This is a genomic window from Kitasatospora sp. NPDC048722 (genome assembly GCF_040650235.1).
Classification (GTDB): domain Bacteria; phylum Actinomycetota; class Actinomycetes; order Streptomycetales; family Streptomycetaceae; genus Kitasatospora.
The window spans coordinates 21747-47026 of sequence record NZ_JBEZGX010000066.1; the positions used below are offsets into that span (position 1 = coordinate 21747).

General features: G+C 72.1%; 25 protein-coding genes and 2 tRNA genes. 4 read left to right on the forward strand and 23 right to left on the reverse strand.

The genetic code is table 11. The annotated features are described in order from the left end of the window. Positions 1 to 109: 109 nt before the first annotated feature. The 15 genes from AB0C76_RS34380 to pgsA form a co-directional block, all read right to left on the reverse strand. Positions 110 to 661, reverse strand: a complete 552-nt coding sequence (locus AB0C76_RS34380) for an adenine phosphoribosyltransferase (RefSeq protein ID WP_359973215.1) — start codon at positions 659 to 661, stop codon at positions 110 to 112. 25 nt (positions 662 to 686) lie between these two features. Then, positions 687 to 1790, reverse strand: a complete 1104-nt coding sequence (gene secF / locus AB0C76_RS34385; protein WP_359973218.1) for a protein translocase subunit SecF — start codon at positions 1788 to 1790, stop codon at positions 687 to 689. A gap of 4 nt (positions 1791 to 1794) precedes the next feature. Then, entirely contained in the window at positions 1795 to 3579 is a 1785-nt protein-coding gene (secD, locus tag AB0C76_RS34390; protein WP_359973255.1) for a protein translocase subunit SecD, read from the reverse strand. A gap of 237 nt (positions 3580 to 3816) precedes the next feature. Beyond that, positions 3817 to 4224 (reverse strand): preprotein translocase subunit YajC, encoded by a 408-nt coding sequence (gene yajC / locus AB0C76_RS34395; protein WP_359973220.1) that lies wholly within the window; start codon positions 4222 to 4224, stop codon positions 3817 to 3819. Between the two features lie 246 nt (positions 4225 to 4470). Beyond that, positions 4471 to 5550 (reverse strand): Holliday junction branch migration DNA helicase RuvB, encoded by a 1080-nt coding sequence (gene ruvB, locus AB0C76_RS34400; RefSeq protein WP_359973222.1) that lies wholly within the window; start codon positions 5548 to 5550, stop codon positions 4471 to 4473. A gap of 47 nt (positions 5551 to 5597) precedes the next feature. Next, positions 5598 to 6209, reverse strand: a complete 612-nt coding sequence (ruvA, locus tag AB0C76_RS34405; RefSeq protein WP_359973224.1) for a Holliday junction branch migration protein RuvA — start codon at positions 6207 to 6209, stop codon at positions 5598 to 5600. Beyond that, positions 6206 to 6745, reverse strand: coding sequence for a crossover junction endodeoxyribonuclease RuvC (ruvC, locus tag AB0C76_RS34410; RefSeq protein WP_329925093.1), 540 nt, complete (start codon positions 6743 to 6745; stop codon positions 6206 to 6208). Before ruvC ends, ruvA begins: the two co-directional genes overlap by 4 nt. Positions 6746 to 6885: 140 nt before the next feature. Then, positions 6886 to 7644: a YebC/PmpR family DNA-binding transcriptional regulator gene (locus AB0C76_RS34415; RefSeq protein ID WP_196952243.1), complete on the reverse strand. Its 759-nt coding sequence runs from the start codon at positions 7642 to 7644 to the stop codon at positions 6886 to 6888. Between the two features lie 99 nt (positions 7645 to 7743). Then, on the reverse strand, positions 7744 to 8358 hold the full coding sequence (pdxT, locus tag AB0C76_RS34420) for a pyridoxal 5'-phosphate synthase glutaminase subunit PdxT (RefSeq protein ID WP_359973227.1): 615 nt from the start codon (positions 8356 to 8358) through the stop codon (positions 7744 to 7746). A gap of 100 nt (positions 8359 to 8458) precedes the next feature. Next, a complete protein-coding gene (pdxS, locus tag AB0C76_RS34425) occupies positions 8459 to 9370 on the reverse strand; it encodes a pyridoxal 5'-phosphate synthase lyase subunit PdxS (RefSeq protein ID WP_030286348.1) in 912 nt (303 codons plus the stop codon). A 124-nt stretch (positions 9371 to 9494) separates the two neighbouring features. Then, complete coding sequence (locus AB0C76_RS34430; RefSeq protein WP_359973257.1) at positions 9495 to 9995, reverse strand: hypothetical protein; 501 nt, start codon at positions 9993 to 9995, stop codon at positions 9495 to 9497. Between the two features lie 77 nt (positions 9996 to 10072). Further along, on the reverse strand, positions 10073 to 10435 hold the full coding sequence (locus AB0C76_RS34435; RefSeq protein WP_359973229.1) for an isomerase: 363 nt from the start codon (positions 10433 to 10435) through the stop codon (positions 10073 to 10075). A 60-nt stretch (positions 10436 to 10495) separates the two neighbouring features. After that, the gene (locus AB0C76_RS34440) at positions 10496 to 11680 is read right to left on the reverse strand and encodes a glycosyltransferase family 4 protein (protein ID WP_359973231.1); all 1185 of its coding nucleotides are present in this window, start codon (positions 11678 to 11680) and stop codon (positions 10496 to 10498) included. Between the two features lie 50 nt (positions 11681 to 11730). After that, complete coding sequence (locus AB0C76_RS34445; protein ID WP_359973233.1) at positions 11731 to 12729, reverse strand: phosphatidylinositol mannoside acyltransferase; 999 nt, start codon at positions 12727 to 12729, stop codon at positions 11731 to 11733. Positions 12730 to 12745: 16 nt separating this feature from the next. Beyond that, entirely contained in the window at positions 12746 to 13393 is a 648-nt protein-coding gene (pgsA, locus tag AB0C76_RS34450) for a phosphatidylinositol phosphate synthase (RefSeq protein ID WP_329925087.1), read from the reverse strand. A 255-nt stretch (positions 13394 to 13648) separates the two neighbouring features. Between pgsA and AB0C76_RS34455 the strand changes: the two genes are divergently transcribed. Continuing rightward, positions 13649 to 15697 carry an elongation factor G-like protein EF-G2 gene (locus tag AB0C76_RS34455; RefSeq protein WP_359973235.1) on the forward strand — a complete coding sequence of 683 codons (2049 nt, stop codon included), beginning with the start codon at positions 13649 to 13651 and terminating at the stop codon, positions 15695 to 15697. On the opposite strand, the gene AB0C76_RS34460 is transcribed toward AB0C76_RS34455, so the two are convergent. Next, positions 15685 to 16128 (reverse strand): DUF393 domain-containing protein, encoded by a 444-nt coding sequence (locus AB0C76_RS34460; RefSeq protein WP_359973238.1) that lies wholly within the window; start codon positions 16126 to 16128, stop codon positions 15685 to 15687. The genes AB0C76_RS34455 and AB0C76_RS34460 overlap by 13 nt on opposite strands. 187 nt (positions 16129 to 16315) lie before the next feature. Here AB0C76_RS34460 and AB0C76_RS34465 point away from each other — a divergent pair, with 187 nt between their 5' ends. Beyond that, positions 16316 to 17965, forward strand: coding sequence for a hypothetical protein (locus tag AB0C76_RS34465; RefSeq protein ID WP_359973239.1), 1650 nt, complete (start codon positions 16316 to 16318; stop codon positions 17963 to 17965). Between the two features lie 67 nt (positions 17966 to 18032). Here AB0C76_RS34465 and AB0C76_RS34470 read toward each other — a convergent pair whose 3' ends face one another. From AB0C76_RS34470 to AB0C76_RS34485, 4 genes are all read right to left on the reverse strand, one after another. Further along, positions 18033 to 18593, reverse strand: coding sequence for an HIT domain-containing protein (locus tag AB0C76_RS34470; protein WP_359973242.1), 561 nt, complete (start codon positions 18591 to 18593; stop codon positions 18033 to 18035). Positions 18594 to 18676: 83 nt separating this feature from the next. Then, positions 18677 to 20656 carry a threonine--tRNA ligase gene (gene thrS / locus AB0C76_RS34475; RefSeq protein WP_359973245.1) on the reverse strand — a complete coding sequence of 660 codons (1980 nt, stop codon included), beginning with the start codon at positions 20654 to 20656 and terminating at the stop codon, positions 18677 to 18679. A 96-nt stretch (positions 20657 to 20752) separates the two neighbouring features. After that, a complete protein-coding gene (locus AB0C76_RS34480) occupies positions 20753 to 21919 on the reverse strand; it encodes a hypothetical protein (protein ID WP_359973247.1) in 1167 nt (388 codons plus the stop codon). A 32-nt stretch (positions 21920 to 21951) separates the two neighbouring features. After that, positions 21952 to 22506, reverse strand: coding sequence for a DUF4365 domain-containing protein (locus tag AB0C76_RS34485; RefSeq protein WP_359973248.1), 555 nt, complete (start codon positions 22504 to 22506; stop codon positions 21952 to 21954). Between the two features lie 141 nt (positions 22507 to 22647). On the opposite strand from AB0C76_RS34485, the gene AB0C76_RS34490 reads away from it, so the two are divergent. Further along, a complete protein-coding gene (locus AB0C76_RS34490; RefSeq protein WP_359973250.1) occupies positions 22648 to 23415 on the forward strand; it encodes an exonuclease domain-containing protein in 768 nt (255 codons plus the stop codon). Between the two features lie 65 nt (positions 23416 to 23480). On the opposite strand, the gene AB0C76_RS34495 is transcribed toward AB0C76_RS34490, so the two are convergent. The 3 genes from AB0C76_RS34495 to AB0C76_RS34505 form a co-directional block, all read right to left on the reverse strand. Next, positions 23481 to 23552: transfer RNA gene (locus tag AB0C76_RS34495), tRNA-Val, on the reverse strand. Between the two features lie 212 nt (positions 23553 to 23764). Then, positions 23765 to 23836, reverse strand: a tRNA-Val gene (locus tag AB0C76_RS34500). A gap of 78 nt (positions 23837 to 23914) precedes the next feature. Continuing rightward, a complete protein-coding gene (locus AB0C76_RS34505) occupies positions 23915 to 24331 on the reverse strand; it encodes a TIGR02611 family protein (protein ID WP_359973252.1) in 417 nt (138 codons plus the stop codon). A 249-nt stretch (positions 24332 to 24580) separates the two neighbouring features. Here AB0C76_RS34505 and AB0C76_RS34510 point away from each other — a divergent pair, with 249 nt between their 5' ends. Beyond that, positions 24581 to 24994 carry an SsgA family sporulation/cell division regulator gene (locus AB0C76_RS34510; RefSeq protein WP_030056266.1) on the forward strand — a complete coding sequence of 138 codons (414 nt, stop codon included), beginning with the start codon at positions 24581 to 24583 and terminating at the stop codon, positions 24992 to 24994. Positions 24995 to 25280 lie beyond the last annotated feature (286 nt).

Here is a 25280-nt window from a genome sequence, read left to right on the forward strand (position 1 = left end):
TCATGGTACCGAGCCGGGAGCTCCGGTGTTCAGCCGCCCGGGTGGGGACACGCGAAGGCGGCGGTCGGATGATCCGACCGCCGCCTGTCACTCAGGTCCCGCAGGCCCCTCAGACCGTGACCAGGGTCTCCAGCGGAGCCCCGCCGAGGTGCCCGGCCAGCCGCTCGCGGCCGTCCAGGAAGCCCAGCTCCATCAGGACGACGACGCCCGCCACCTCGGCGCCCGCCTCCTTCACCAGGTCCAGCGAGGCGCCGATGGTCCCGCCGGTGGCCAGCACGTCGTCCACCACCAGCACCCGCTCACCGGGCGCGAAGGCGTCGCACTGCACCTCCAGCGTCGCCGAGCCGTACTCCAGCTCGTACGAGCGCCGGAACACCTCGCCGGGCAGCTTGCCGGCCTTGCGGATCGGCACGAAGCCCAGCCCGGCCGCGAAGGCCGCCGGAGCCGCCAGCACGAAGCCGCGCGCCTCCAGGCCGACCACCTTCGTCGCCCCCAGCTCCTTCGCCCGGTCCGCGAGGGCCTGGGTGAGGGCGCCGAAGGCCTCGGCGTCGGCGAGCAGCGGCGCGATGTCCTTGAACAGCACACCCGGCTTCGGGTAGTCCGGGACGTCCCGGATCCGGCTGTTCAGCAGCTCGGCCAGTGCGGTGTCGGCGGTGGTCACGGTGTCCTGTCCTTCGGGTCGGGGCTCAGCGCTTGGTGGACGGACGGCCCTTGGCACGCGGGGTGCCGGCCGACCGGCCGCGCTGACCGACCATACCGGCCGGCTCGTCCGCGGGCTCCTCCCCCTGCGCGTCCTCGACGCCCCCGGCCGCCTCGGCCTTGGCCGCCTGGCTGGCGCGGTGCTGCAGGACCCGCTTGCGCAGCGCCTTCATCTGCGGCTGCTCCTCCTTGAGCTGCGCCAGCAGCGGGGTGGCGACGCAGATCGAGGAGTACGCACCGGCCGCGAGGCCGATGAACAGCGCGAGCGAGATGTCGTTCAGCGTGCCGGCACCCAGGATGCCGCCACCGATGAACAGCAGCGCGGCGACCGGCAGCAGGGCGACCACGGTGGTGTTGAGCGACCGCACCAGGGTCTGGTTGAGGCCCGCGTTGGCCGCCTCGCTGTAGGTGAGCTTGTTCTGCTTGGTGAGCCCCTTGGTGTTCTCCTTCACGGTGTCGAAGACGACGACCGTGTCGTAGAGCGAGTACCCGAGGATCGTCAGGAAGCCGATCACCGTACCGGGGGTGACCTCGAAGCCCACCAGGGCGTACACGCCGATGGTGATCAGGAGGTCGTGGATGAGGGCGACCAGGGCGGCCACCGCCATCCGCCACTCGAACGCGATCGCCAGGTAGATCGTCACCAGGATCATGAAGACGATCAGACCAGTGAGCGCCTTCTGGGAGATCTGCTTGCCCCAGCTGGGGCCGATCACCTGGGCCTCGACGGTGTCCAGCGGCACGGAGAACTTCTGGGCGAGCTGCGAGCGGATCTCGTCCGAGCTCTTCGCCTCGTCGGTGCTGACCTGGATGCGGATCTTGTTGTTGTCCGTGGACTGCACCAACGGGTGCGAGGCCACGACCTCATCGGCCGTGGTCTGCGCCTGCGAGACGGTCAGGCCCGGCTTGGTCACGGTGTAGACCGAGCCGCCCTTGAACTCGATGCCCAGGTGCAGGCCCATGGCCAGGCCGATCGCCGCGACCAGCACGATCACGCCGGAGATCGAGTACCAGATCTTGCGGCGGCCGACGAAATCGAAGCTGATCTCGCCCTGGTAGAGCCGGTGGCCCAGATTGGAGAAGCGTGACACGGTGTCAGGCCTCCTTCACGGCGGCAGAGGAGGGGCTACGGCGACGGCTGCTGCGCAGCGGCGGGCGGGCGCCCAGCCGCTTCGGGTCCAGGCCGGACCACGGGTGGCCGTCGGAGAAGAACTTCCGGCGGGCCAGCAGGGTGATCAGCGGCTTGGTGAAGAGGAAGATCACGACGACGTCGAGCGCGGTGGTCAGACCCAGGGTGAAGGCGAAGCCCTGCACCTTGCCGACGGAGACGATGTAGAGCACCGCGGCACAGAGGAACGACACGAAGTCCGACACCAGGATGGTGCGCCGCGCGCGCGGCCAGGCCCGCTGGACCGCCGGGCGCAGCGGGGCGCCCTCGCGGACCTCGTCGCGGATGCGCTCGAAGTACACGATGAACGAGTCCGCGGTGATGCCGATCGCGACGATCGCACCGCAGACCGCCGGCAGGTTCAGCGCGAAGCCGATCCCGCCGCCGAGCAGGCTCATGATCGAGTAGGTCAGGATCGCCGAGACGATCAGACCGGCGATCGAGACCAGGCCGAGGCCGCGGTAGTAGATCACCGAGTAGGCGACCACCAGCAGCATGCCGATCGCGCCGGCGACCAGACCGGCCTTGAGCTGGTCGGAGCCGAGCTGCGGGGAGACGGTGGTGACGTCACCCTTGTTGAACTCCAGCGGCAGGGCGCCGTAGCTCAGGACGTTGGACAGGTCCTGGGCCTCGGCCTGGCTGAAGGTGCCGGAGATGACGGCGGTGCCGCCGGGGATGGCGCTGCGCACGTACGGGTGGGAGACGACCTCGTTGTCCAGCACGATGGCGAACTGGTTGGTCGGGTCCGGCAGGGCGGCCAGCTTGCCGGTGACGGCGGCGAAGTCGTCGGTGCCCTTGCCGTTGAACTGGAGCTGCACCTGCCAGCCGTTGCCCTGCTGGGTGTCCAGGCTGGGCGAGGCCTTCGAGACGTCCGAGCCCTTCACGGCCACCGGGCCGAGGACGAGCTTGGAGTAGGCGCCGCCCTTCTCGGGCTTCTGGGAGCAGGCGACGACCGCCTTGTCCTCGGGCTGCGCCACGCCCAGCTGCTGGCGCGCGCTGGGGTTGGTGCAGTCGATCTTGGCGAACGCGTCCTGGAGCTCCGGCGGCACGGTGCCCTGGGTCATCGCGGCGGAGAGGTCCGCGGGGTTCGGGGCCGTGGCGGGGGCGCTCGGGGCGCCGGAGGCGGCCGCGGAGGGCGCGCCGGAGGCCGGGGCGCTCGCGGCACCGCTCGCGGCGGCGGTCACGCCGGTGGCGGCGGTGGAGGGGCTCGCGTCGGCCGCGAGGGCCTCACCGACCGCGCGGCCCTGCTTGGTGGCGCTCGCGCTCGCGCTGGGGGTGCCGGCGGCCGCGGACGGCGTGCCGGAGGCTGCGGCACCGGGAGCGGCCGAACCGGTGGCCGAGGGAGCCGCGGCCGGGGTGCCGGAGGTGCCGGCGGACGGGGTGGCGGTGGGCGCCGGGACCTGGAGACCGCTGGGCGCCACGGCCAGGACCGGGCGGAAGTAGAGCTTCGCGGTGGTACCGATCTGGTCCGCCGCGTTCTCCTTGTCCCCGCCCTTGGGGATGTTCACGATGATCGTGTCCGAGCCCTGGGTCTGGACCTCCGCCTCGGAGACACCCATCCCGTTGACCCGGCGCTCGATGATCCCGGTGGCGATGTCCATGTTGGACTTGCTGATCGCCTTGGGGTCGGTCGACCTCGCGGTCAGCGTGATGCTGGTACCGCCGGCGAGGTCGATCCCGAGGCGGGGCTTGGTGTTGCCCGTCCCGAACATGAGGGCGACCAGTCCGACGGTGACGACCAGGATGAGGGCCAGCGCCCGCCCTGGGTAGCCGTCGCGCGGGCGCGACTTGGGTGTTGCCACCTTGCTCGTTTCTCCCTGTCCATGCCACTTCGCCGACCGGACCCCCGTCCGGCTCGTGGCGGAACGGGGGCATGGCGGTTCTGCGGCCCTGAGGTCCTGTGGGCTCGCGGCACTGCGCCGCGCGGCCGGGCGGGTTGCCCGTCCGTACTACTTGCTCGCGGGAGCCCCGCCCTCGACATCGCCCTTCTCGGCGCTGTCCTTGGTGAGCGTCAGCGGCTTGTCCTCGGCCGGCGCGGCGTCGGCGTCCGCGTCCTCCGGCTCGGACAGCTCGTCCTCGGCGGGGCGGCCGTTGATGATCGCGTCGTACTCCTGGGGGTCCAGGACGGCCGCGACCGCGCTCTTGGTGAAGTGGGTGAACACGCCGGGCGCGATCTCCAGCTCGACGGTCTCGTCGTGGACCGCCTTCACCTGGGCGTACAGACCGCCGATGGTGCGCACTCCCGCTCCGGGCTCCAGCGAGGTCTGCATGCTCTGCATCTGCTGCTGGCGCTTCTTCTGCGACCGGAACATGAGCACGATCGCGATGATCGGGAGGAGAAGGATGATGAAGTTCACTGCAGCCAGGGTCCTTTACGGGTCGCCGGACGGCGGCCTGTGTGGTATTGGTCGGCCCGTCAGGTGAGAGGGGCGGTCCGGCGGAGTCTAGGCGACCCCGAACTGATCGGACAACGCCAAGCATCGCATCCTGCCGCCGAAAGTGGCGACCCTCCGCCTGCACAGTTTCCCCGGACGTCTCCCCCGGCATCTCCGCCCGGCGCGGCACCGGGGCCCTGCGGGAACCGGGGGCCGCCCATCACCCGTTCAGCCCTCGTCGGACCGGAAGAGTTCGGTCTGGGCCGGGACGGCACCGCGAGTGGTCTGGACCGGCGGGGTCATCCCGAGGTGCTGCCAGGCGGCCGGGGTGGCGATCCGGCCGCGCGGGGTGCGGGCGAGCAGGCCCTCGCGCACCAGGAACGGCTCGGCGACCTCCTCGACCGTCTCGGCCTCCTCGCCGACCGCGACCGCCAATGTCGACAAGCCGACCGGTCCGCCGCCGAACAGCCGCAGCAGCGCGTCCAGCACCGCGCGGTCCAGCCGGTCCAGGCCGCGGGCGTCGACCTCGTAGACGTCCAGCGCCTGGGCCGCGATCCCGACGTCGACCACGCCGTCGTGCCGGACCTGGGCGTAGTCGCGCACCCGGCGCAGCAGCCGGTTGGCGATGCGCGGGGTGCCGCGCGAGCGCCCGGCGATCTCGGCCGCGCCGGCCGGGTCGATCTCGACGTCCAGCAGCGCGGCCGAGCGGTGCACCACCCGCTGGAGCTCGGCCGGCGCGTAGAACTCCATGTGCCCGGTGAAGCCGAAGCGGTCCCGCAGCGGCGGCGGCAGCAGGCCGGCCCGGGTGGTGGCGCCGACCAGGGTGAAGGGCGGCAGCTCCAGCGGGATGGCAGTGGCCCCCGGGCCCTTGCCGACGATCACGTCGACCCGGAAGTCCTCCATCGCCATGTAGAGCATCTCCTCGGCCGGCCGGGACATCCGGTGGATCTCGTCGAGGAAGAGCACCTCCCCCTCGGTGAGCGAGGAGAGGATCGCCGCGAGGTCGCCCGCGTGCTGGATGGCCGGCCCGGAGGTGATCCGGATCGGCGCGCCCAGCTCGGCCGCGATGATCATCGACAGGGTCGTCTTGCCGAGCCCGGGCGGGCCGCTCAGCAGGACGTGGTCCGGCGCGGCGCCGCGCTTTCGGGCGGCCTGGAGCACCAGGGACAGCTGCTCGCGCACCCGCTCCTGGCCGATGAACTCCTCCAGCAGCTTGGGCCGCAGCGCCGCCTCGACCGCCTGGTCCTCGCCGTCGGCGGCGGCCGTGACCAGCCGGTCGGCCGCCGGGTCGGAGTCGTACGGGGTCATCAGCGGGGGCTCCAATGTCGACAAACGGACAGATCGTCAGGTGGGCTTCAGCGGGCGCGGTTCAGGGTGCGCAGCGCGGCCTTCAGCAGGGCACCGACATCGGTGACGGCCTGCGCCTGCGCCTCCGGCGCGACGGCGGCGACCGCTTCGTCCGCCTCCCGCGGCGCGTACCCGAGGCCGACCAGCGCGGAGTGCAGCTGCTCGCTCCACGGCGCGGGCCCGGCGGCGAGCGGCTTCTGCGCCGGAACGCTGCCGTGCGGGGCGCCCAGCTTGTCCTTGTACTCCAGCAGCAGCTTGGCCGCCTTGGCCTTGCCGATGCCGGGCACCGCCACCAGGGCCTTCTCGTCCCCGCTCGCCACCGCCAGCCGGAGCGCGTCCGGGCTGTGCACGCCGAGGATCGCCTGCGCCAGCTTGGGCCCGACGCCCGGCGCGGCCTGCAGGATCTCGAACACGGCCCGCTCGTCGTCGTCCGCGAAGCCGAACAGCGTCAGGGAGTCCTCCCGGACGACCAGCGAGGTCGCGAGCCGGACCGGCTCGCCCAGCCGCAGGCCGGCCAGCGTGTTCGGCGTGCACTGCACGGCCATGCCGACCCCGCCGACCTCGACGACCGCGAGCCCGGTGGAGATGGCCGCCACGGGTCCTTGCACGAAGGCGATCACCGGATGCTTCCTCTCTGGGGGGTGGCGCGGGCCGCCTGGATCGCGGCCTCCAGCCGGTTCGTCGTCCGGCCGCGCCAGATGTGGCAGATGGCCAGCGCCAGCGCGTCGGCGGCGTCGGCCGGCTTCGGCGGGGCGTCCAGCCGCAGCAGGCGTTGCACCATGGCGGTGACCTGTGCCTTGTCGGCCCGGCCCGAGCCGGTGACGGCGGCCTTGACCTCGCTCGGGGTGTGCAGGGTGACCGGGATGCCGCGCCGGGTGGCGCACAGCATCGCGACCGCGCTGGCCTGGGCGGTGCCCATCACCGTCCGCACGTTGTGCTGGGCGAAGACCCGCTCGACGGCGACCAGGTCGGGCCGGTGCTCGTCGAGCCAGGCCTCGATGCCCTGCTCGACCAGCAGCAGCCTCGGCCCGATCTCGGCGTCCGCGGGCGTGCGCACCACGCCGACCCCGACCATCCGCAGCGGCCGCCCCGGCGTGCCCTCGACCACACCGACACCGCACCTGGTCAGCCCCGGGTCCACGCCCAGTACCCGCACGTCACGCCCCGCCTCTCGTCCTCGACCTGCGAAGGCTACCGTCCCGGTCGGACAACCCGACCGACGACACCGGCCCGGTGGTCCAGGGACCACCGGGCCGGGAAGTGAGAACGGTCACGCCGGACCGGTCACCGGGCGACTCACTCGGCGTCGAGCTGCGCGCCGACCTCGTCGGAGATGTCGAAGTTGGCGAAGACGTTCTGCACGTCGTCGCTGTCCTCCAGCGCGTCGATCAGCTTGAGGATCTTGCGGGCGCCGTCGACGTCCAGCTCGACCTGCATGCTCGGGAGGAAGTTGGCCTCGGCCGAGTCGTAGTCGACGCCGGCGTCCACCAGCGCGGTGCGCACGGCGACCATCTTGGAGGCCTCGGAGACGATCTCGAACGAGTCGCCGAGGTCGTTGATCTCCTCGGGCTCCTGGTCGAGGACGACCTCGAAGAGCTTGTCCTCGTCCACGCCGTCGGCCTTGGGGACGATCACGACGCCCTTGCGGGTGAACAGGTAGGACACCGAGCCCGGGTCGGCCATCGAGCCGCCGTTGCGGGTCATCGCGACGCGCACGTCGGAGGCGGCGCGGTTGCGGTTGTCGGTGAGGCACTCGATCAGGACCGCGACGCCGTTCGGGCCGTAGCCCTCGTACATGATGGTCTGGTAGTCGGCGCCGCCGGCCTCCAGACCGCCACCGCGCTTGACGGCGCGGTTGATGTTGTCGATCGGGACCGAGCTCTTCTTCGCCTTCTGGATGGCGTCGTAGAGGGTCGGGTTGCCCTGCGGGTCGGGACCACCGGTGCGCGCCGCCACCTCGATGTTCTTGATCATCTTGGCGAAGAGCTTGCCGCGCTTGGCGTCGATCACGGCCTTCTTGTGCTTGGTGGTAGCCCACTTAGAGTGGCCGGACATCGCCAGCTCCTTTACGTCGCCAAATGGAAATGAAACAGATGAGATCTTACCGGTGTCGTCACCGGTGAGGAGCACACGGTCAGCACACGGCCCCGCGGGCTACGCGGCGAGGTGCTCCTCGACCATCCGTACGAAGTAGGCGTGCACCCGGTGGTCGCCGGTGAGCTCCGGGTGGAACGACGTGGCCAGCAGGTTCCCCTGGCGCACCGCGACGATCCGGCTCTCCGGGCCGTCCGCGGCGGGGAGCTCGGCCAGCACCCGGACGCCGGCGCCGACGGCCTCGACCCAGGGCGCGCGGATGAACACGCCGTGCACCGGCGTGTCGCCCAGGCCGTCGAAGGCGACCCCGGACTCGAAGGACTCGTTCTGGCGGCCGAAGGCGTTGCGCCGCACGGTCATGTCGATGCCGCCCACGGTCTCCTGGTCCTCACGGCCGTCCAGGATCTTGTCCGCCAGCATGATCATGCCCGCGCAGGTGCCGTACACCGGCATCCCGGCGGCGACCCGCTCGCGCAGCGGCTGCATCACGTCGAACAGCAGGGCCAGCTTGGACATGGTGGTGGACTCACCGCCGGGGATGACCAGCGCGTCGACCTCGGCCAGCTCCTCGGCGCGGCGCACCGGACGGGCGAGCGCGTCGGCCTCGGCCAGCGCCACCAGGTGCTCGCGGACGTCGCCCTGCAGGGCGAGGACGCCGATGACGGGAGTGCTCACGGTCTTCAACCTCGTTCGATCTTCTGGGGGAATGCGTGGCGCGGCCCGCCGCGCGCCGAGGCGCTGCGGCGGGCCGGCTCGGTGGTGCGGGGGGAAGCGATTACCAGCCGCGGTTGGCGTAGCGCTCGGTCTCCGGCAGGGTGTCGCAGTTGATGCCGACCATGGCCTCGCCGAGGTTGCGGGAGGCGTCCGCGATGATCTTCGGGTCGTCGAAGAAGGTGGTGGCCTTCACGATGGCGGCGGCGCGCTTGGCCGGGTCGCCCGACTTGAAGATGCCGGAGCCGACGAAGACGCCCTCGGCGCCCAGCTGGCGCATCAGCGCGGCGTCGGCCGGGGTGGCCACGCCACCGGCGGAGAACAGCACGACCGGCAGCTTGCCGAGCTCGGCGACCTCCTTGACCAGCTCGTACGGGGCGCGCAGCTCCTTGGCGGCGGCGTACAGCTCGTTGTGGTCCAGGGCGCGCAGGTGGCCGATCTCGTTCTTGATCTGGCGCAGGTGGCGGACCGCCTCGACGACGTTGCCGGTGCCGGCCTCGCCCTTCGAGCGGATCATGGCCGCGCCCTCGGCGATGCGGCGCAGGGCCTCGCCCAGGTTGGTGGCACCGCAGACGAAGGGGGTGGTGAAGGCCCACTTGTCGGAGTGGTTGACCTCGTCGGCCGGGGTCAGGACCTCGGACTCGTCGATGTAGTCGACACCGAGCGACTGCAGGACCTGGGCCTCGACGAAGTGGCCGATGCGGGACTTGGCCATGACCGGGATCGAGACCGCCTCGATGATCTCCTCGATCATGTTGGGGTCCGACATGCGGGCGACGCCGCCGTCCTTGCGGATGTCGGCCGGCACCCGCTCCAGCGCCATGACGGCGACAGCGCCGGCGTCCTCGGCGATCTTGGCCTGCTCGGCGTTGACCACGTCCATGATCACACCGCCCTTGAGCTGCTCGGCCATGCCGCGCTTCACCCGGGCGGTGCCGATCTGCGGCTGGTCTGCGGTGGTGGGGGTGGTGGACACGTGAGACCTCACTCGAAGATGAACCAGTGCTATCGCCCTATGGTAGGCGCATGAATTGACGCATCCATGCGCCACCAAGTCCAGCCCGCCCCACCGGATGCGACAAACAGGCCCTATCCGGGCGTCAGGCCGGAGCACCTTCCGGGGTGAGTGCCGGAGGCGGCGCGTCGTCCATCTCGAAGGCCATCGGGAAGGGCGCCTTGCCCGCCAGCCGGAAGTACCGCACCAGCCGGTGCTGGCGCACCGCCCGGGCCGCCCGCACCGCGTCGTTGTGGAACCGGCGCGCCATCGGCACCCGCCGCACCGCCGCCGTGAGGTCCCTCACGGCCTCCTCGCCGCCCGGCTCCGCCACCAGCACCGCCACCTGCTCCGGCTCGGCCAGCACCGCCCGCAGCGCCAGGCTCAGCTGGCTCTCCGCCACCTCGCGCTGCTCGTCGTCCGCCTGCCGGGCCGCGTGCGCCGCGTCCAGCAGGAGCAGCGACGCCGCCGGGTCCAGGAGTGACGACGTCGCCAGCTCCATCGCCACCGAGGCCCGGCGGACCAGCTGCGCGTCCAGCGCCGCCCGTGCGGCGTCGATCCGGGCGTGCAACCGGTCCAGCCGACCGGCCGTCCAACTCAGGTACATGCCGAACAGCACCACGGCCACGCCGGCCCAGATCCACGTAGTCACGGGCCGCTACGTTACCGGGTGTCACCGGTCCGTCAGCCGGCGGTGGCGTTGCGGTAGCTCCCGCGGTCGATGTCCTCGACGTTCACCGCGGTGAACAGCCGGGTGCCGGCCGGCGGCGTGACGTGCGAGGCCAGCAGCGCCAGGACGCCTTCGCTGAGCGCCGCCTTCGCCTCCGGCGTGCGGCCCGGGAAGATCTGGAACTGGACGTACACCTGGGCGTCGGCGCCCTCGCTCTCCCCCACCACGAACTCGTCGTTGGCCCGGAAGAGCGTCTTGCACGCCTCCGGCTTCGCGTCGATCGTGCTCACCGCGAGCCGGTTGATCGCGAGGCCCAGCGCCCGGGGGTCGAAGGAACCGGCCAGGCCGGCCGAGTAGTCGACGGAGATCTGCGGCATCGTTGCCCCCATGGGTCACGGCAATACGGACGACCGACCCTAACCCCGCTCACACCCGGGTCAGTCCCTGGCCAGCCCGAAACGGCCCCGCCGCCCGCTGCGCACGTCCTCCTCGACGACCGCCGCGGCGCCCGCCGTCACCGTCTCGTACACCGCGAGGATGTCCGCGCCCACCGTCGCCCAGTCGAAGCGCCGCACGTGCCGCGAGGCCGCCTTCCGCAGCTCCTCCAGCCGCGCCGGGTCCCCCAGCAGCCGCAGCGCCGACTTCGCCAGCGCGTCCGCGTCCTCCACCGGGAACAGCTCACCCGCGTCGCCGCCGTCCAGCACCTGCTTGAACGCGTCCAGGTCGCTCGCCAGCACCGGCGCGCCCGCCGACATCGCCTCGACGAGGATGATCCCGAAGCTCTCGCCACCGGTGTTCGGCGCCACGTACAGGTCGACGCTGCGCAGCAGCCGCGCCTTCTCCCGGTCGCTCACCATGCCCAGGAACTCGACCTGCGCCCGCACCTCGGGCGCCAGGCCCGCCACGGCCTCCTCCTCGTCGCCCTTGCCCGCCACCAGCAGCCGCACCCCCGGCCGCTCGGCCAGGATCCGCGGCAACGCCGCCAGCAGCGTCGGCAGGCCCTTGCGGGGCTCGTTGATCCGCCCGATGAAGCCGATCGTGCCCGGCTGGCCGGCCGCCGCGCCGCCGGTCCAGCGCTCGTCCGGCTCGGCCTCCGCGAAGAAGCCGACGTCCACGCCGTTGGGGATCACCACCGCGTCCCCGCCCAGGTGCTCGACCAGCGTGCGCCGGGCGTACTCCGACACCGCGATCCGGGCCCGCATCTTCTCCAGCCCCGGCTGGAGGATCGGCGAGGCCGCGATCATCGCCCGCGAGCGGGGGTTCGACGTGTGGAACGTCCCCACCATCGGCCCGGACGCCGACCACGCGGCCAGCATCGACAGGCTCGGCGAGGCAGGCTCGTGCACGTGCAGGATGTCGAACCGCCCGTCGTGCAGCCACCGCCGCACCCGCGCCGCCGACAGGATCCCGAAGCTCAGCCGCGCCACCGAGCCGTTGTACGGCACCGCCACCGCCCGCCCGGCCGAGACCACGTACGGCGGCAGCGCCTCGTCGTCCTCCGCGGGCGCCAGCACCGACACCTCGTGTCCGAGGCCGATCAGGTGCTCGGCCAGGTCCCGGATGTGGAACTGCACCCCGCCGGGGACGTCCCAGTCGTACGGGCAGACGATGCCGATCTTCACGGGTTCCTCATGCTCCTTCGCGTGCTCCGGTACGGCAGGGGCCCGGCGTCTCAGGACCCGGTCGCCTCCGCCGCGGGCTCACCGGCCGGCTCCGGCGCGTCCCCGCGCACCGGCAGGACCCGCTCCCCCGCCTGCTCCCCCGCTGTCTCCCCAACCGTCTCACGGACGGGAAGGTCGGCCAGCCAGAAGCGCTGCAGCATGTGCCAGTCCTCTGGGTGCTCGGCGATACCCCGCTCCCACACGTCCGCCATCGCCTGCGTCATCGCCAGCGTCCGCTCCTTGCGGTCGCCCTCCGCCGGCACCGGCACCTCCGGGTGGATCAGCGCCCGCAGCAGCGGCCCGTCGTACCAGAGCGTCGCCGGCAGCAGCGCCGCCCCCGTCCGCTGGCACAACGCCGCGGGACCGGCCGGCATCCGCGTCGCCTCGCCGAAGAACGACACCTCGATGCCCGCCTCCGACAGGTCCCGGTCCCCCACCAGGCACACCAGCCGCCCCTCGCGCAGCCGCCGCGCCAGCGTGCCGATCACGTTCACCCCGCCGCCGGTCAGCGCCAGGACCTCCATGCCCTGCCCCTCCCGGAACTCCACGAACCGGTCGAACAGCCGTTCCGGCTTCAGTCGCTCGGCGACGGTCGTGAACGGGTGGCCCTGCTGCGCGACCCAGGTGCCCGCGAGGTCCCAGTTGCCCATGTGCGGCAGCGCGATCACCGCGCCCCGGCCGGCCTCCAGCGCCGCGCGCAGGTGCTCGAAACCGTCCACCCGCACGTCCCTGGCCACCCGCTCCCGGCTCCACACCGGCAGCCGGAACGACTCCATCCAGTACCGCAGGTACGAGCGCATCCCCGCCCGCGACAGCGCCCGCAGCGCCGCCTCGTCCAGCCCGGGACGGACCCGCCGCAGGTTCGCCTCCAGCTGCAGCACCCGCTTGCCGCGCTTGCGCCACGCGTAGTCCGCCAGCCGGTCGAACAGCGCCCGCGCCACCCGCTCCGGAAGGTGCTTCAGCACCGCCCAGCCCAGCGCGTACGCCCAGTACACCAGTCTGTCCGTCACCGCAGGACGCCCCCCATCAGCTCCCGGCCGCCACGCGGTCGGCCTCGAACGCCTCGCGGCGCACGGTCAGCATCCGCTGCAGCACCGTGATCAGGCTGCCCACCGCGACCAGCCACAGCGCCACCGGCAGCAGCCACTCCACGTACGGCACCCCGAACTCGTGCAGGCCCGCGACCCCGGCCGCCACCAGGCTGGCCACCAGCCGCTCGGCCCGCTCCACCAGCCCCGACACGTCGCACGGCAGGCCCTGGCTCTGCGCCCGCGCCTTCGTGTACGACACCACCAGACCGCTCGCCAGGCACACGATCGCCACCGCGCACAGCAGGTTGTTGTCGCCCTTGCCCGCGTACCACATCGCCAGACCGCCGAAGATCGCCGCGTCGGCGACCCGGTCCAGCGTCGAGTCCAGGAACGCGCCCCACTTGGTGCTCCGGCCCAGCTGGCGCGCCATGTTGCCGTCCACCAGGTCCGAGAAGATGAACAGCGTGATCGTGATGGTGCCCCAGAAGAACTCCCCGCGCGGGAAGAACACCAGCGCACCGGCCACCGAACCGGCGGTACCGATCAGCGTCACGGCGTCCGGGCTCACGCCCAGCCGGATCAGGAACGCGGCGAACGGGGTCAGGACACGTGTGAAGAAGGCACGCGCGTATTTGTTGAGCATGGCCTTCCCGACCGCTCCGATCTCCCTGGTACCCGCCTGGCGCAACACGCGCGGCAGACGGCCGGACGGATCAGCCCGCCCGGCGCACCCATCGTAGCCACGCTGACGACACGCTCCGGCGCACGCACCGCCCTACGGCGCACCCACCGCCCCGCACACGCGCACCACAATCGGACGCCCGCACGACACGCGCCCCGGCGGGACCCGACCCTAGACTTTCGAAAGACAGCCTCGGCGCCACGGGAGGAGACCCCGATGCCCGACCGCAGCACCGCACGAGCCGGCCAGGCTCCCAACGTCACCGGCCCCCGCGACCTGCGCAACGTCGTCCTCATCGGCTGCAGCGGTGTGGGCAAGACCACCCTCGCCGAAGCCCTCGCCCTCACCGCCGGCGCCACCGGCCGGGCCGGCCGCGTCGCCGACGGCACCACCGTCTCCGACCACGAGGACATCGAGCACCAGCAGCAGCGCTCCGTCCAGCTGGCGCTGCTGCCCCTCGAATGGCGCGGCACCAAGATCAACCTGATCGACCCGCCCGGCCACCCCGACTTCGCCGCCGACCTGCGCGCGGCCCTGCACGCCGCCGACGCCGCCGTCTTCGTCGTCTCCGCCACCGACCCCGTCACGGCCCCCACCCGCGCCCTCTGGCGCGAGTGCGCCGCCGAAGGCATCCCCCGCGCCGTCGCCGTCGCCAAGCTCGACCTCGCCCGCACCGGCTTCGACGACATCCTCACCGCCTGCCACGACGCCTTCGACCTCGGCCCCGACACCCTGCGCCCGCTGTTCCTGCCCGTCCACCACGACGGCCACCCCGACGGCAGCGTCGACCTGCTCACCGGACAGACCTACGGCGACGCCACCCCCCTGCCCGACACCGCCCCCGCCCGCGAGAGCCTCGTCGAGGCCATCTCCGGCCAGGACGACGCCCTCATGGAGCGCTACCTCGCCGGCGACACCCTCGACACCGACGCCCTCGAAGCCGGGATGCGCCGCGAGGTCCTCGCCTGCACCCTCCACCCCGCCGTCCCCACCAGCGAGAACGGCCTCGGCGCCGCCGAACTCCTCGACCTCATCGCCCACACCTTCCCCGACCCCACCGAACGCACCCGCCCCGCCCCCGCCTGCGACCCCGACGCCCCCCTCGCCGCCCAGGTCGTCCGCGTCACCGGCGACGCCTACGTCGGCCGCGTCAGCCTCCTGCGCGTCTACGCCGGCACCCTGCGCCCCGACACCCGCATCCACCTCACCGGCCCCGCGCACCCCGCCGACCAGGACGGCGACGAACGCGTCACCGGCCTCAGCAGCCCCTTCGGCAAGCTCCAGCGCCCCGTCCCGCACGCCGTCGCCGGCGACCTCGTCTGCGCCGCCAAACTCACCACCGCGCGCGCCGGCGACACCGTCCACGACCCCGGCCACCCCGTCGAACTCGACGGCTGGACCCTGCCCGAACCCCTGCTGCCCATCGCCGTCGAGGCCCACAGCAAGGCCGACGACGACAAGCTCTCCCAGGCCCTCACCCGCCTCACCGCCGAGGACCCGGCCCTGCGCCTCGAACAGAACCCCGACACCCACCAGCTCGTCCTGTGGTGTACCGGAGAGGCCCACGCCGACGTCGTCCTCGACCGCCTGCGCACCCGCCACGGCGTCCACGTCGACACCGTCGAACCCAAGGTCGCCCTGCGCGAGACCTTCGGCAGCGCCGCCGCCGGCCACGGCCGGCTCGTCAAACAGTCCGGCGGCCACGGCCAGTACGCCATCTGCGACCTCGAGGTCGAACCCCTCCCCGCCGGCTCCGGCTTCGAGTTCCAGGAACACGTCGTCGGCGGCGCCGTGCCCAAGCACTTCATCCCCTCCGTGGAGAAGGGTGTCCGCGCCCAGCTCGCCAAGGGCGTCGCCACCGGGCACCCGCTCGTCGACGTCCGCGTCACCCTCACCGACGGCAAGGCCCACTCCGTCGACTCCTCCGACGCGTCCTTCCAGACCGCCGCCGCCCTCGCCCTGCGCGACGCCGCCGAACACGCCGTCATCCGCCTGCTCGAACCCGTCGCCGCCGTCAGCGTCCTGCTCCCCGACGACTACCTCGGCGCCGTCCTCGGGGACCTCTCCGCACGCCGCGGCCGCGTCCTCGGCAGCGACAACGCCGGCCCGGGACTCACCCTCCTGCGCGCCGAGGTCCCCGAGCTCGAACTCACCCGCTACCCCCTCGACCTGCGCTCCCTCACCCACGGCACCGCCGAGTTCAGCCGCGCCTACCTGCGGCACGAACCCATGCCCCCCGCCGTCGCCGAGCGCTACGACGACTGAACGGCCTGCCGGTTCGGCAGCGCGCACGCCGGCGTACCACCCGGCATCCGGTGCCGGTTCTTCGCCACCCAGCGGTACACCACGCCCGCCACCGGCCGCACCGGAGCCAGCGTCAACAGCGCACCCAGGTACGCCCACGCGCCGCCCGACCGCATCAGCAGCCGCGCCACCGCCTGCGCACCTCCGTACACCCGCCCCGCCGGAGTCACCCACAGGACCTCGCGCTCCGCGCGCTCCCGGGTGACCTCGCCCGCGCCACCGGCCCGTGCGTCCAGCGCCGCCAGATCGGCGAACTGGAACGGCACCGCCTCCCAGCCCCCCGACGCCAGCGTCTGCCGCAGGTACCGCTCCGCCCATCCCAGGCACGACGAGCAGAACGCGCAGTCCCCGTCGAAGACCAGCACCGGATCCTTCACGGCAACTCCTTCCATCGCAGTCACGATCATCCTGCACCCGCCCCACCGGACCGGGACCACCGGGTATCGACACCGGCGAAGCTGGGCATCATGCCTCTCGAACCAACGCGGCCCGATCGTGACGGTACTTCAGACGATCATCCGCGCAGCACCGCCACGGCACGGTAACCTGCCGCTGACAAGGGGAGGAGGGGACGCCACCGTGACCACACTCGACATGACCCCGGGTGCGCAGATACCCCGGACCGACGCCGGCCCGCAGACCGCAGTCACCCAGGCGCTCTCCTCCGCCGCCTACCGGGACGGCGAGATCGAACCCTTCGTCGAGAAGGTCGGCGCCGCCACCTACAAGAAGCCCCGCTTCCGTCTGTTCCGAGCCAATCTCGGCGAGGCCTTCAGCGCCGCCGTCATCGCCCGCGCCCTCGGCGCGACCCGCAAGCCCATCGTGCCCTCCTTCGGCACCGACACCCGCCAGATCGTCGAACACTGCCTGGCCGCCCAGGAGTTCCGGGCCAACCGGGACCGCCAGCTCACCACCATCACCGTGGTGTTCGGCCTCCTCGCGCTGCCCGGCACCCTGATCTGGCTGGCCGCGTTCTACCTCCGCACCTGGCTCCTCAAGGACAAGTCCCGCCAGAACGAGGTCTACGGCGGTCTCGCCCTCCTCGCCGCCGGCGCCGTCGCCGTCCTCCTCGCCCTGCGTCCCCCGGCCGCCGGACTCCTCGGCCTCTACCTGCGCATCACCATGATCGCCCCGGTGATCGGCTGGTTCCTCGCCAAACGCATCGTCCTGCGCTCCACCCGCGAACTGCGCGCACGCTGGCAGGCCCTCGTCGAGGGCAACGCCGTCGCCGCCACCGTCGCCAAGGCCGTCCCCCGCGACGACCTCGACAAGAAGGCCGTCGACCTGCGCGACAAGCTCGGGCGCCTCGAAGCCGAGCAGGAGACCAACGTCCAGCACTACGCCGGCCCCAAGGGCATCCTCGGCGTCGGCCGCCGCTGGGGCGAATGGCGACTCGTCGACGTGCTGCGGCCCGCCGAGGGCCACAGCGACTTCCGCGCCTTCCACCCCTGGGACCTCGTCCGCAAGATCGGCGCCCACCTCAAGGGGCTCTCGATCAGCGAGGTCGCCAACAGCGGCATGACCAACGTCTCGATCAAGCAGTGGGCGGTGCTCGAAGTCGGCGAGAACGCCGACGAGATCTCCCGCCCCGCGGGCGCCGACATGGACGGCGACCGGATGCGCGACTTCGCCGTCCAGACCATCGCCGACAAGCAGACCTTCTCCGGCGGCGGCGCCCGGCACTACCTCGCCACCCAGTTCATCACCTTCGACGGCAAGCTGATCATCACCTTCACCGTCACCGTCACCCTGCTCGCCAACACCCTCACCGTGACGGTCGCCGGCTACGCGCTCGGCCCGGTCGCCGGCGTCTTCGGGGACAAGCCCGCCCCCAAGGAGAAGACGATCCAGAAGACCGGCAAGTTCTGGGAGGAGCGGACCGTCCAGCTCCCCCTGATCGACAACGACGAAGTGGTGCGCCAGGCCCTGCGCGCGCCCCTGGTCCGCATCCCCGGGCTGCTCGCCTGGCTCGGCGGCGGCATCGGCCTGCCCGAGCCCTTCGGCTTCCGGCACGCCTGGGCGAACCCGCCGTGGAGCAGCCGCTTCATGACGGACAACGCGCTCAACGCCTCCGTCCCGGTGCTCAGCGCGGTCCACGCCGCCACGCTGGAGTTCCTGGAGGAGCACGACCTCGACACCGAGCGCTTCTTCAAGAGTCGCGCCTCGATCATCAAGTCCGAGGCGCAGGGCACCCGGCCGTACCGGGTGGACCAGTTCGACGCGGGCTGAGCGACATGACGAAGGGGCCCGTCACCGGTACTCCCGGTGACGGGCCCCTTCGATCGCGTGCGTCCGCTCAGTCCTGCGGCCAGACCTCGGCCAGCATCTTGCGGGTGTCCGCCAGCAGCTGCGGCAGCACCTTCGTGTGCCCCACCACCGGCATGAAGTTGGTGTCCCCGCCCCAGCGCGGCACCACGTGCTGGTGCAGGTGCGCCGCGATCCCGGCACCGGCCGCGGCGCCCTGGTTCATCCCGATGTTGAACCCGTGCGCACCCGAGGCGGCCCGCAGCGCGGTCATCGCCTTCTTGGTGAACCCGGCCAGCTCGGCGGTCTCGGCCGCGTCCAGGTCGGTGTAGTCCGCGACGTGCCGGTACGGGACCACCATCAAGTGGCCGCCGTTGTACGGGTAGAGGTTCAGCACCGCGAAGACGGACGTGCCGCGCGCGACGACCAGCCCGTCCTCGTCGCTCAGCGACGGGATCGAGCAGAACGGGCAACCGTCGTCCGGAGCCGGGCCGGTGGGCTTGTTCTCACCCTGGATGTACGCCATCCGATGGGGGGTCCACAGGCGGCGGAAGCCGTCCGGCTCACCGACGCCCCGCTGCAGTTCCGGCTCAGTCGTCATGCTGATCAGCATATTCGCCCGACGCCCCGTGCGAAGCCGCGCGGGGCAGACTCCTCAGGAGCCTGCCCCGCGCCGGGGTCAACCGAGCTGCGACGTCACACCTGGACGCGGTTCTCCACCGCGTCCACGATCTCCGCGACGGCGTCCGCGACCAGCACGCCGTTCTTCTGCTCCCCGTTGCGGTAGCGGAAGGAGACGGCCCCGGCCTCGATGTCGTCGTTGCCGGCGATCAGCATGAACGGAACCTTGCTCTTCTGAGCGTTCCTGATCTTCTTCTGCATGCGGTCGTCCGAGGTGTCGACCTCGACCCGGATCCCGTGCTTCTTCAGCTCGGCCGCGACCTCCAGCAGGTACGGCACGTGCTCGTCGGTGATCGGGATGCCGGTGACGGTGACCGGGGCCAGCCACGGCGGCATGGCGCCGGCGTAGTGCTCCAGCAGCACCGCGAAGAAGCGCTCGATCGAGCCGAACAGCGCGCGGTGGATCATGACCGGCCGCTGGCGCGAGCCGTCCGCCGCGGTGTACTCCAGGTCGAAGCGCTCCGGCAGGTTGAAGTCCAGCTGGATGGTGCTCATCTGCCAGGTGCGGCCGATCGCGTCCTTGGCCTGGACGGAGATCTTCGGGCCGTAGAAGGCCGCGCCACCCGGGTCCGGAACCAGCGGCAGGCCCTGCTTCTCGGCCACGCTGGCGAGGACGGCGGTGGCCTCCTCCCAGGTCTCGTCGCTGCCGACGAACTTCTCCGGGTCCTTGGTCGACAGCTCCAGGTAGAAGTCGGTCAGACCGTAGTCGCGGAGCAGGTTGAGCACGAAGGTCAGCGTGGAGTCGAGCTCCTCCGCCATCTGCTCGCGGGTGCAGTAGATGTGGGCGTCGTCCTGCGTGAAGCCGCGGGCCCGGGTCAGGCCGTGCACGACGCCCGACTTCTCGTACCGGTACACCGTCCCGAACTCGAACAGGCGCAGCGGCAGTTCACGGTACGAGCGGCCGCGCGCGTCGAAGATCAGGTTGTGCATCGGGCAGTTCATCGGCTTGAGGTAGTAGTCCACGCCCTCGTCGAGCTGCATGGGCGGGTACATGCCGTCCGCGTACCAGTCGAGGTGGCCGCTCTTCTCGAAGAGCTTCCCCTTGGTGGCGTGCGGGGTGTAGACGAACTCGTAGCCCTCTTCCTCGTGCCGCTTGCGCGAGTAGTCCTCCATGGCGCGGCGGATGATGCCGCCCTTGGGGTGGAAGACGGCGAGGCCGGAGCCGATCTCCTCGGGGATGGAGAAGAGGTCGAGCTCGTTGCCGAGCTTGCGGTGGTCGCGCTTCTCGGCCTCGGCCAGGAAGTCGAGGTGGGCCTTCAGCTCGTCCTTGCTCGGCCAGGCGGTCCCGTAGATGCGCTGGAGCATGGGGTTCTTCTCGCTGCCGCGCCAGTAGGCGGCCGCGTTGCGCATCAGCTTGAACGCCGGGATGTGCCGGGTGCTGGGCAGGTGCGGGCCGCGGCAGAGGTCGCCCCAGCACTGGTCGCCGGTCTTGGCGTCCAGGTTGTCGTAGATGGTGAGCTCGCCGGCGCCGACCTCGACGTCGGCGCCCTCGCCGGCGGTGGCGGCGGAGCCCTTGAGGCCGATCAGCTCCAGCTTGTACGGCTCGGCGGCCAGCTCCTCGCGGGCGGACTCGTCGGTGACCACGCGGCGGGAGAACTTCTGCCCGCGCTTGATGATCTCCTGCATCTTCTTCTCGATGGCCTTGAGGTCATCGGGGTGGAAGGGCTTCTCGACGTCGAAGTCGTAGTAGAAGCCGTCCTTGACCGGCGGGCCGATGCCCAGCTTGGCCTCGGGGTAGAGCTGCTGCACGGCCTGCGCCATGACGTGCGCGGTGGAGTGGCGCAGGATGTCCAGGCCGTCCTTGCTGTCGATCGCGACCGGCTCGACCTCGTCGCCGTCCTGGACGGCGTAGGCGAGGTCCTTGAGCTGGCCGCCGACGCGGGCGGCGATGATCGAACGGTCGTCGGCGAAGAGCTCGGCGGCCGTAGTGCCCGTGGTCACCACGCGCTCTTCCCGATCGGGTTCGCGGTTGATGATTACCCGGACGTCCGTCACCGGTCTCTCCTGACGTGCTGGATTAGAGGACGCAACACTGCGCTGCGCGTGACGATGGTACCGAGAGCGCCGCCCCCACCGTCCACCGACGGCGATCTAGACGCCTTCTCCCCCGTCCGTCAGTCCCTTGAGCAGCCGCTCCCGGTCGCCCTCGTCCCATCCGCACAGCTCCAGGCCCTGCGGCCGGGTGAGCCGGCGGAAGCCGCCGCGGCTCTCCAGCCGGCCGGCGACCCGCACCGGGACGCCCGCGAGGTGGGCCTCGGCGGCGAGCCGGTAGTCGGGGTCGGGGAGGCGGACCTTGAGCTCGCGGACCTCGGCGCCGCCGAGCACCCGCAGGCGGACGGTGCCGTGGCCGGTCGGGTCGGCGCGCTTGAGGCGGACGACGACACCGACGACGGTGACGGCGACGGCGGGCTCGATGCGCTCCAGGAGTTCGGCTGCCTCGGCGAGGGCCGGCAGGTCACCGGGTGAGAAGTCGAGGACGACGCGGCGCTCCCCGAAGCCGCCCGGCGTGCCGGCGGCGGCCGACCATGCGACGGCGAGCCGCGCGGCGGTCGTGCCGCGCACGAGTTCCTCGACGGACTGCACGAGCTCGCGGCTGACCCCGGCCTGGACGGCGTTCTCGAAGGCCTCGGGCCCACCGCTGACCCGCCGGTAGTCGACGGCGTCGCGCAGTGCCTCCAGCGCGCGGACGAGGGTGGTGACGGCGGCGCGCCCCTCGGGGGCGGGGGTGTAGGCGGTGAGGCCGGCGCCCTGTTCGACGACCAGGACGCGGTCCAGGAAGTCGTCGGCCCAGGTGTCCAGCCGGGCGCCGAAGTAGGCGGCCCTGGTCCGTCCGGCCTTGGCCCCGGCGGCGAGCATGGCACGTGCCGCCTGCCCGAGCCGTTCGGCGTCCTCCCAGGGCGCGGTGCCGGCCGGTCCGGGCACGTCGCGGTGCCAGCGCAGTTCGTCGCCGGGGACGGCGAGGGCCAGCAGGATCGAGCGGGCGGAGGGGCTGTGCGAGCGGGAGAGGGCGGTGACGGCGTCGGCGAGGAGGTCGACCGCGTCGTCGAAGCCGTCACCGGCGGGGACGAGCAGGCTGGTCCCGGGGTCGTCGTCCGGGGGCGTCCAGCGGCCGTACCGGGCGGCGGGGCCGCCGCGCCGCACCCAGCCGTGCCGGGCGAGCAGGGTGGCGAGCACCGCCGGGTCGACGGTGGCCGGGTCCGGCAGGCCGCCGTCGGGCAGGACACCGTCGGTCTCGCCCGGGGCGTGGGGTGATGTCATGGGTGCGGCTCCTCCTGGCCGGGGCCGGGCCGTCACGGGCTGCCGCCCGCGCCGACCCTGGCCATAATGTCGCACAGCGCGCGGTCGTCGAAGACCTTCGTGGTGGGCACCCGGACGTTGGTGCGGCGCTGCCCGGTGACGGGGTGGCCGGCCAGGTTGACCCAGTAACAGCAGTGCCGCAGTTCGAGCGCGTCCGGCCGGGCCGCCAGCCAGTGGTCGACCCGGCGCGGCAGCAGCATGACGACCAGGATCCGGGGCACCGCGACGCGTGCCCGGGCGAGCTTGCGCAGGTGGTCGTTGTCCAGGGTGAAGCTGAAGAACGGCCCGGCCGGGTCGGGCGCGATCTGCTGGGTCGCCTTGAGCTGGATCTTGATGGTGACCTCGTCGTCGACCTCGTGCGCCCGGGAGCCGTGGCTGACCTGCCAGTCGATGCCGTTGTCCGGGAAGGGCTGGGAGAGCGAGCAGCCGGCCGCCGCGGCGACCGCGTGCAGGTAGCCGACCTGCAGCGTCTCCATGCAGGCCGTCACCGCGAGGTTCCCCCGCAGGACCGCCGCCGCCTCGTCGGGCTGCGGCTGTGTCAGCGCCATCGCCCCTAGCCTCCCCCCGGGCCCGCCACCCCTGGGAAGCGGCCCAAGGCCAGGATCCCCGGCCCGGCCTGCGCCAAACGGTTGAGCAGGCGTCAGAACCGGGTATCACCGGGGTGCGGACCGCACGTCTGAGGGGCAGTCATGCAGCACTACTGGTACACCGGCCCACTCGCCTCCTTCGACACCGAGACCACCGGCGTGGACGTCGAGCACGACCGGATCGTCTCGGCCGCCCTGGTCGTCCAACTCGCCCCGGGCGCACCCGTGCAGACCGAGACCTGGCTGGCCGATCCGGGGGTCCCGATCCCGGACGGCGCCCGGGCGGTGCACGGCATCACCGACGACCACGTGCGCGCGCACGGCCGTCCGGCCCGCGCCGTCGTGGCGGAGATAACCCGGGCCCTGGCCGCGCAGGCCAGGGCCGGGCGGCCGGTGGTGGTGATGAACGCGCCCTACGACCTGACGCTGCTGGACCGGGAGTTGCGCCGCCACCACGGCTTCCCGCTGACGGGCGGACTGGGCGCGGCCGGGCTGGTGGTGCTGGATCCGCGGGTGCTGGACAAGCACGTGGACCGCTACCGCAAGGGCCGCCGGACGCTGACCGACCTGTGCGCGCACTACGGCGTCGAGCTGGCCGGCGCGCACGACGCGGCGGCGGACGCCTCGGCGGCGCTGGCCCTGACCCGGACGATCGGTGCCCGCTACCCGGCGGCGCTGGGCGGGCTCACGGCGGCCGAGCTGCACCTGCGGCAGGCGATCTGGCACGCGGCGCAGGCGCGGGGGCTGCAGAACTGGTTCGACCGGTCCGGAACGCCGGAGCGGGTGGACCTCTCCTGGCCGCTCCGGCCGGCCAGGTGCGGCTGCGGCAGGCGCTTGGAGCCGGAGCACGGCTGCGAGGCGGCGGCGTAGCGGCCGACCCCGAACGCGCCGCAGGCCCTGACCGGTATCCCGATCAGGGCCTGCGTGCTGTCCGGTGGGCGATACTGGGATCGAACCAGTGACCCCTTCGGTGTGAACGAAGTGCTCTCCCGCTGAGCTAATCGCCCGGGCAACGAGAAGAACTGTAGCACCATTTGGAGCCGGTCGTACAACTCGCCCCTTCCGGAGCCGGCCTGGCCGAACCGCAGAACCGGTGCTCCGCGCGGAAGGTGACTGGGGCTCAGGTGCATTCACCCGGGCACTTCCGGCGGGATTCCGGAAATACATGTGAGGCCCAGCCGATAATCGGCTGGGCCTCACATATCACAATGCATTCCGGTGGGCGATACTGGGATCGAACCAGTGACCCCTTCGGTGTGAACGAAGTGCTCTCCCGCTGAGCTAATCGCCCGGGTGCAGGGAAAACATTACCGCATCCCGGGGGGTGGTCCGAACACGCTCCCCGGCGGGGGCCGCTCCCCGGACCGGCTCAGCTCTCGTCGGCCGCCCAGGGGACGGCCAGGCCGTAGCGCGCGAAGTACCAGCCGCCGATCCCGACGAGCGCGGCCAGGCCGAGGACGGTGAGCGTCAGGTTCCGGCGGCGGACCCGCGGGTCCAGGGCGCGCTGGGCGGCCTCGTGGACCTTGCGGCGGGTCCACCGCAGGGCCAGTTGGGCCCAGGCGAACTCGGTGGCCCACACACCCATGCCCAGGAAGATGACCACCCAGCCGGGGCCGGGCAGCGGCAGCATGACCACGCCGAGGACGACGACGGCGAGGCCGGCCAGGAAGATCACCGCCCGCCAGGCGAGGTGGAGCGGGCGGGAACGGCGGATGAACGCGGGCGCCCGCGAGCCGGGCACCCGGCCGCCCTCGGGGGTTGTCCCGCGAGCCGTGCCGTTCGACATGATCGATTCACCCGTTCCCGTGTTCCCGCCGGTCTCGTCGTTTCGCACAGTCCTGTGGGGAAAGTATCCGAGAAGCGGCCCGGTAATGCCGGGCCGGGGCGCTCGGGGAGGATTCCGCAATGCGCCGTAAGGGGTACGACTCGGCCCCGAATCGGGACAGAGGGGTTTACATCGGGCTTGGAGGTGGGATGGTCCGTTCGCCGACGTGCGATTCCCCGAGCGCACACTGAGCGAAAGGCCATGGCGCTTATGAACACCACGGTCAGCTGCGAGCTGCACCTGCGCCTCATCGTGTCCAGCGAGTCCTCACTGCCCGTCCCCGCGGGCCTGCGCTACGACACCGCCGACCCCTACGCCGTGCACGCCACGTTCCACACGGGCGCCGACGAGACCGTGGAGTGGGTGTTCGCCCGAGATCTCCTCGCGGAGGGGCTGCACCGACCCACCGGTACCGGCGACGTCCGGGTGTGGCCGTCGCGCAGCCACGGGCAAGGGGTGGTCTGCATCGCGCTGAGCTCTCCGGAAGGAGAAGCCCTGCTGGAGGCCCCTGCCCGGGCGCTTGAGTCGTTCCTCAAGCGGACGGACGCCGCGGTGCCCCCCGGCACCGAACACCGCCACTTCGACCTCGACCGGGAGCTGTCCCACATCCTCGCCGAAAGCTGATCCCGCCCGGAGGCGGTCACGCCCCGCCGACGGCGGGGCCGCACCCCCTGCCGTCATCGCAGCCGTCCTACTCGGGGGCACGGCAGCAGACTCAGCCGCGCACGACGCGGTCTCGGGGCCGGTGCCCGGCCCGCCTCCCACCAGGAGCGGGGCCACAGCACCGCAGGCGCCCGGCATCGAGGCCGGCCACCCTTGGCCGCGGTGGAGCGGCCGGCTCCGGACATGCCGGAGATGATCACCAGCTCCGGGACGTTCTCGGCCACGTCTGACACGGTCACTTCGGTTC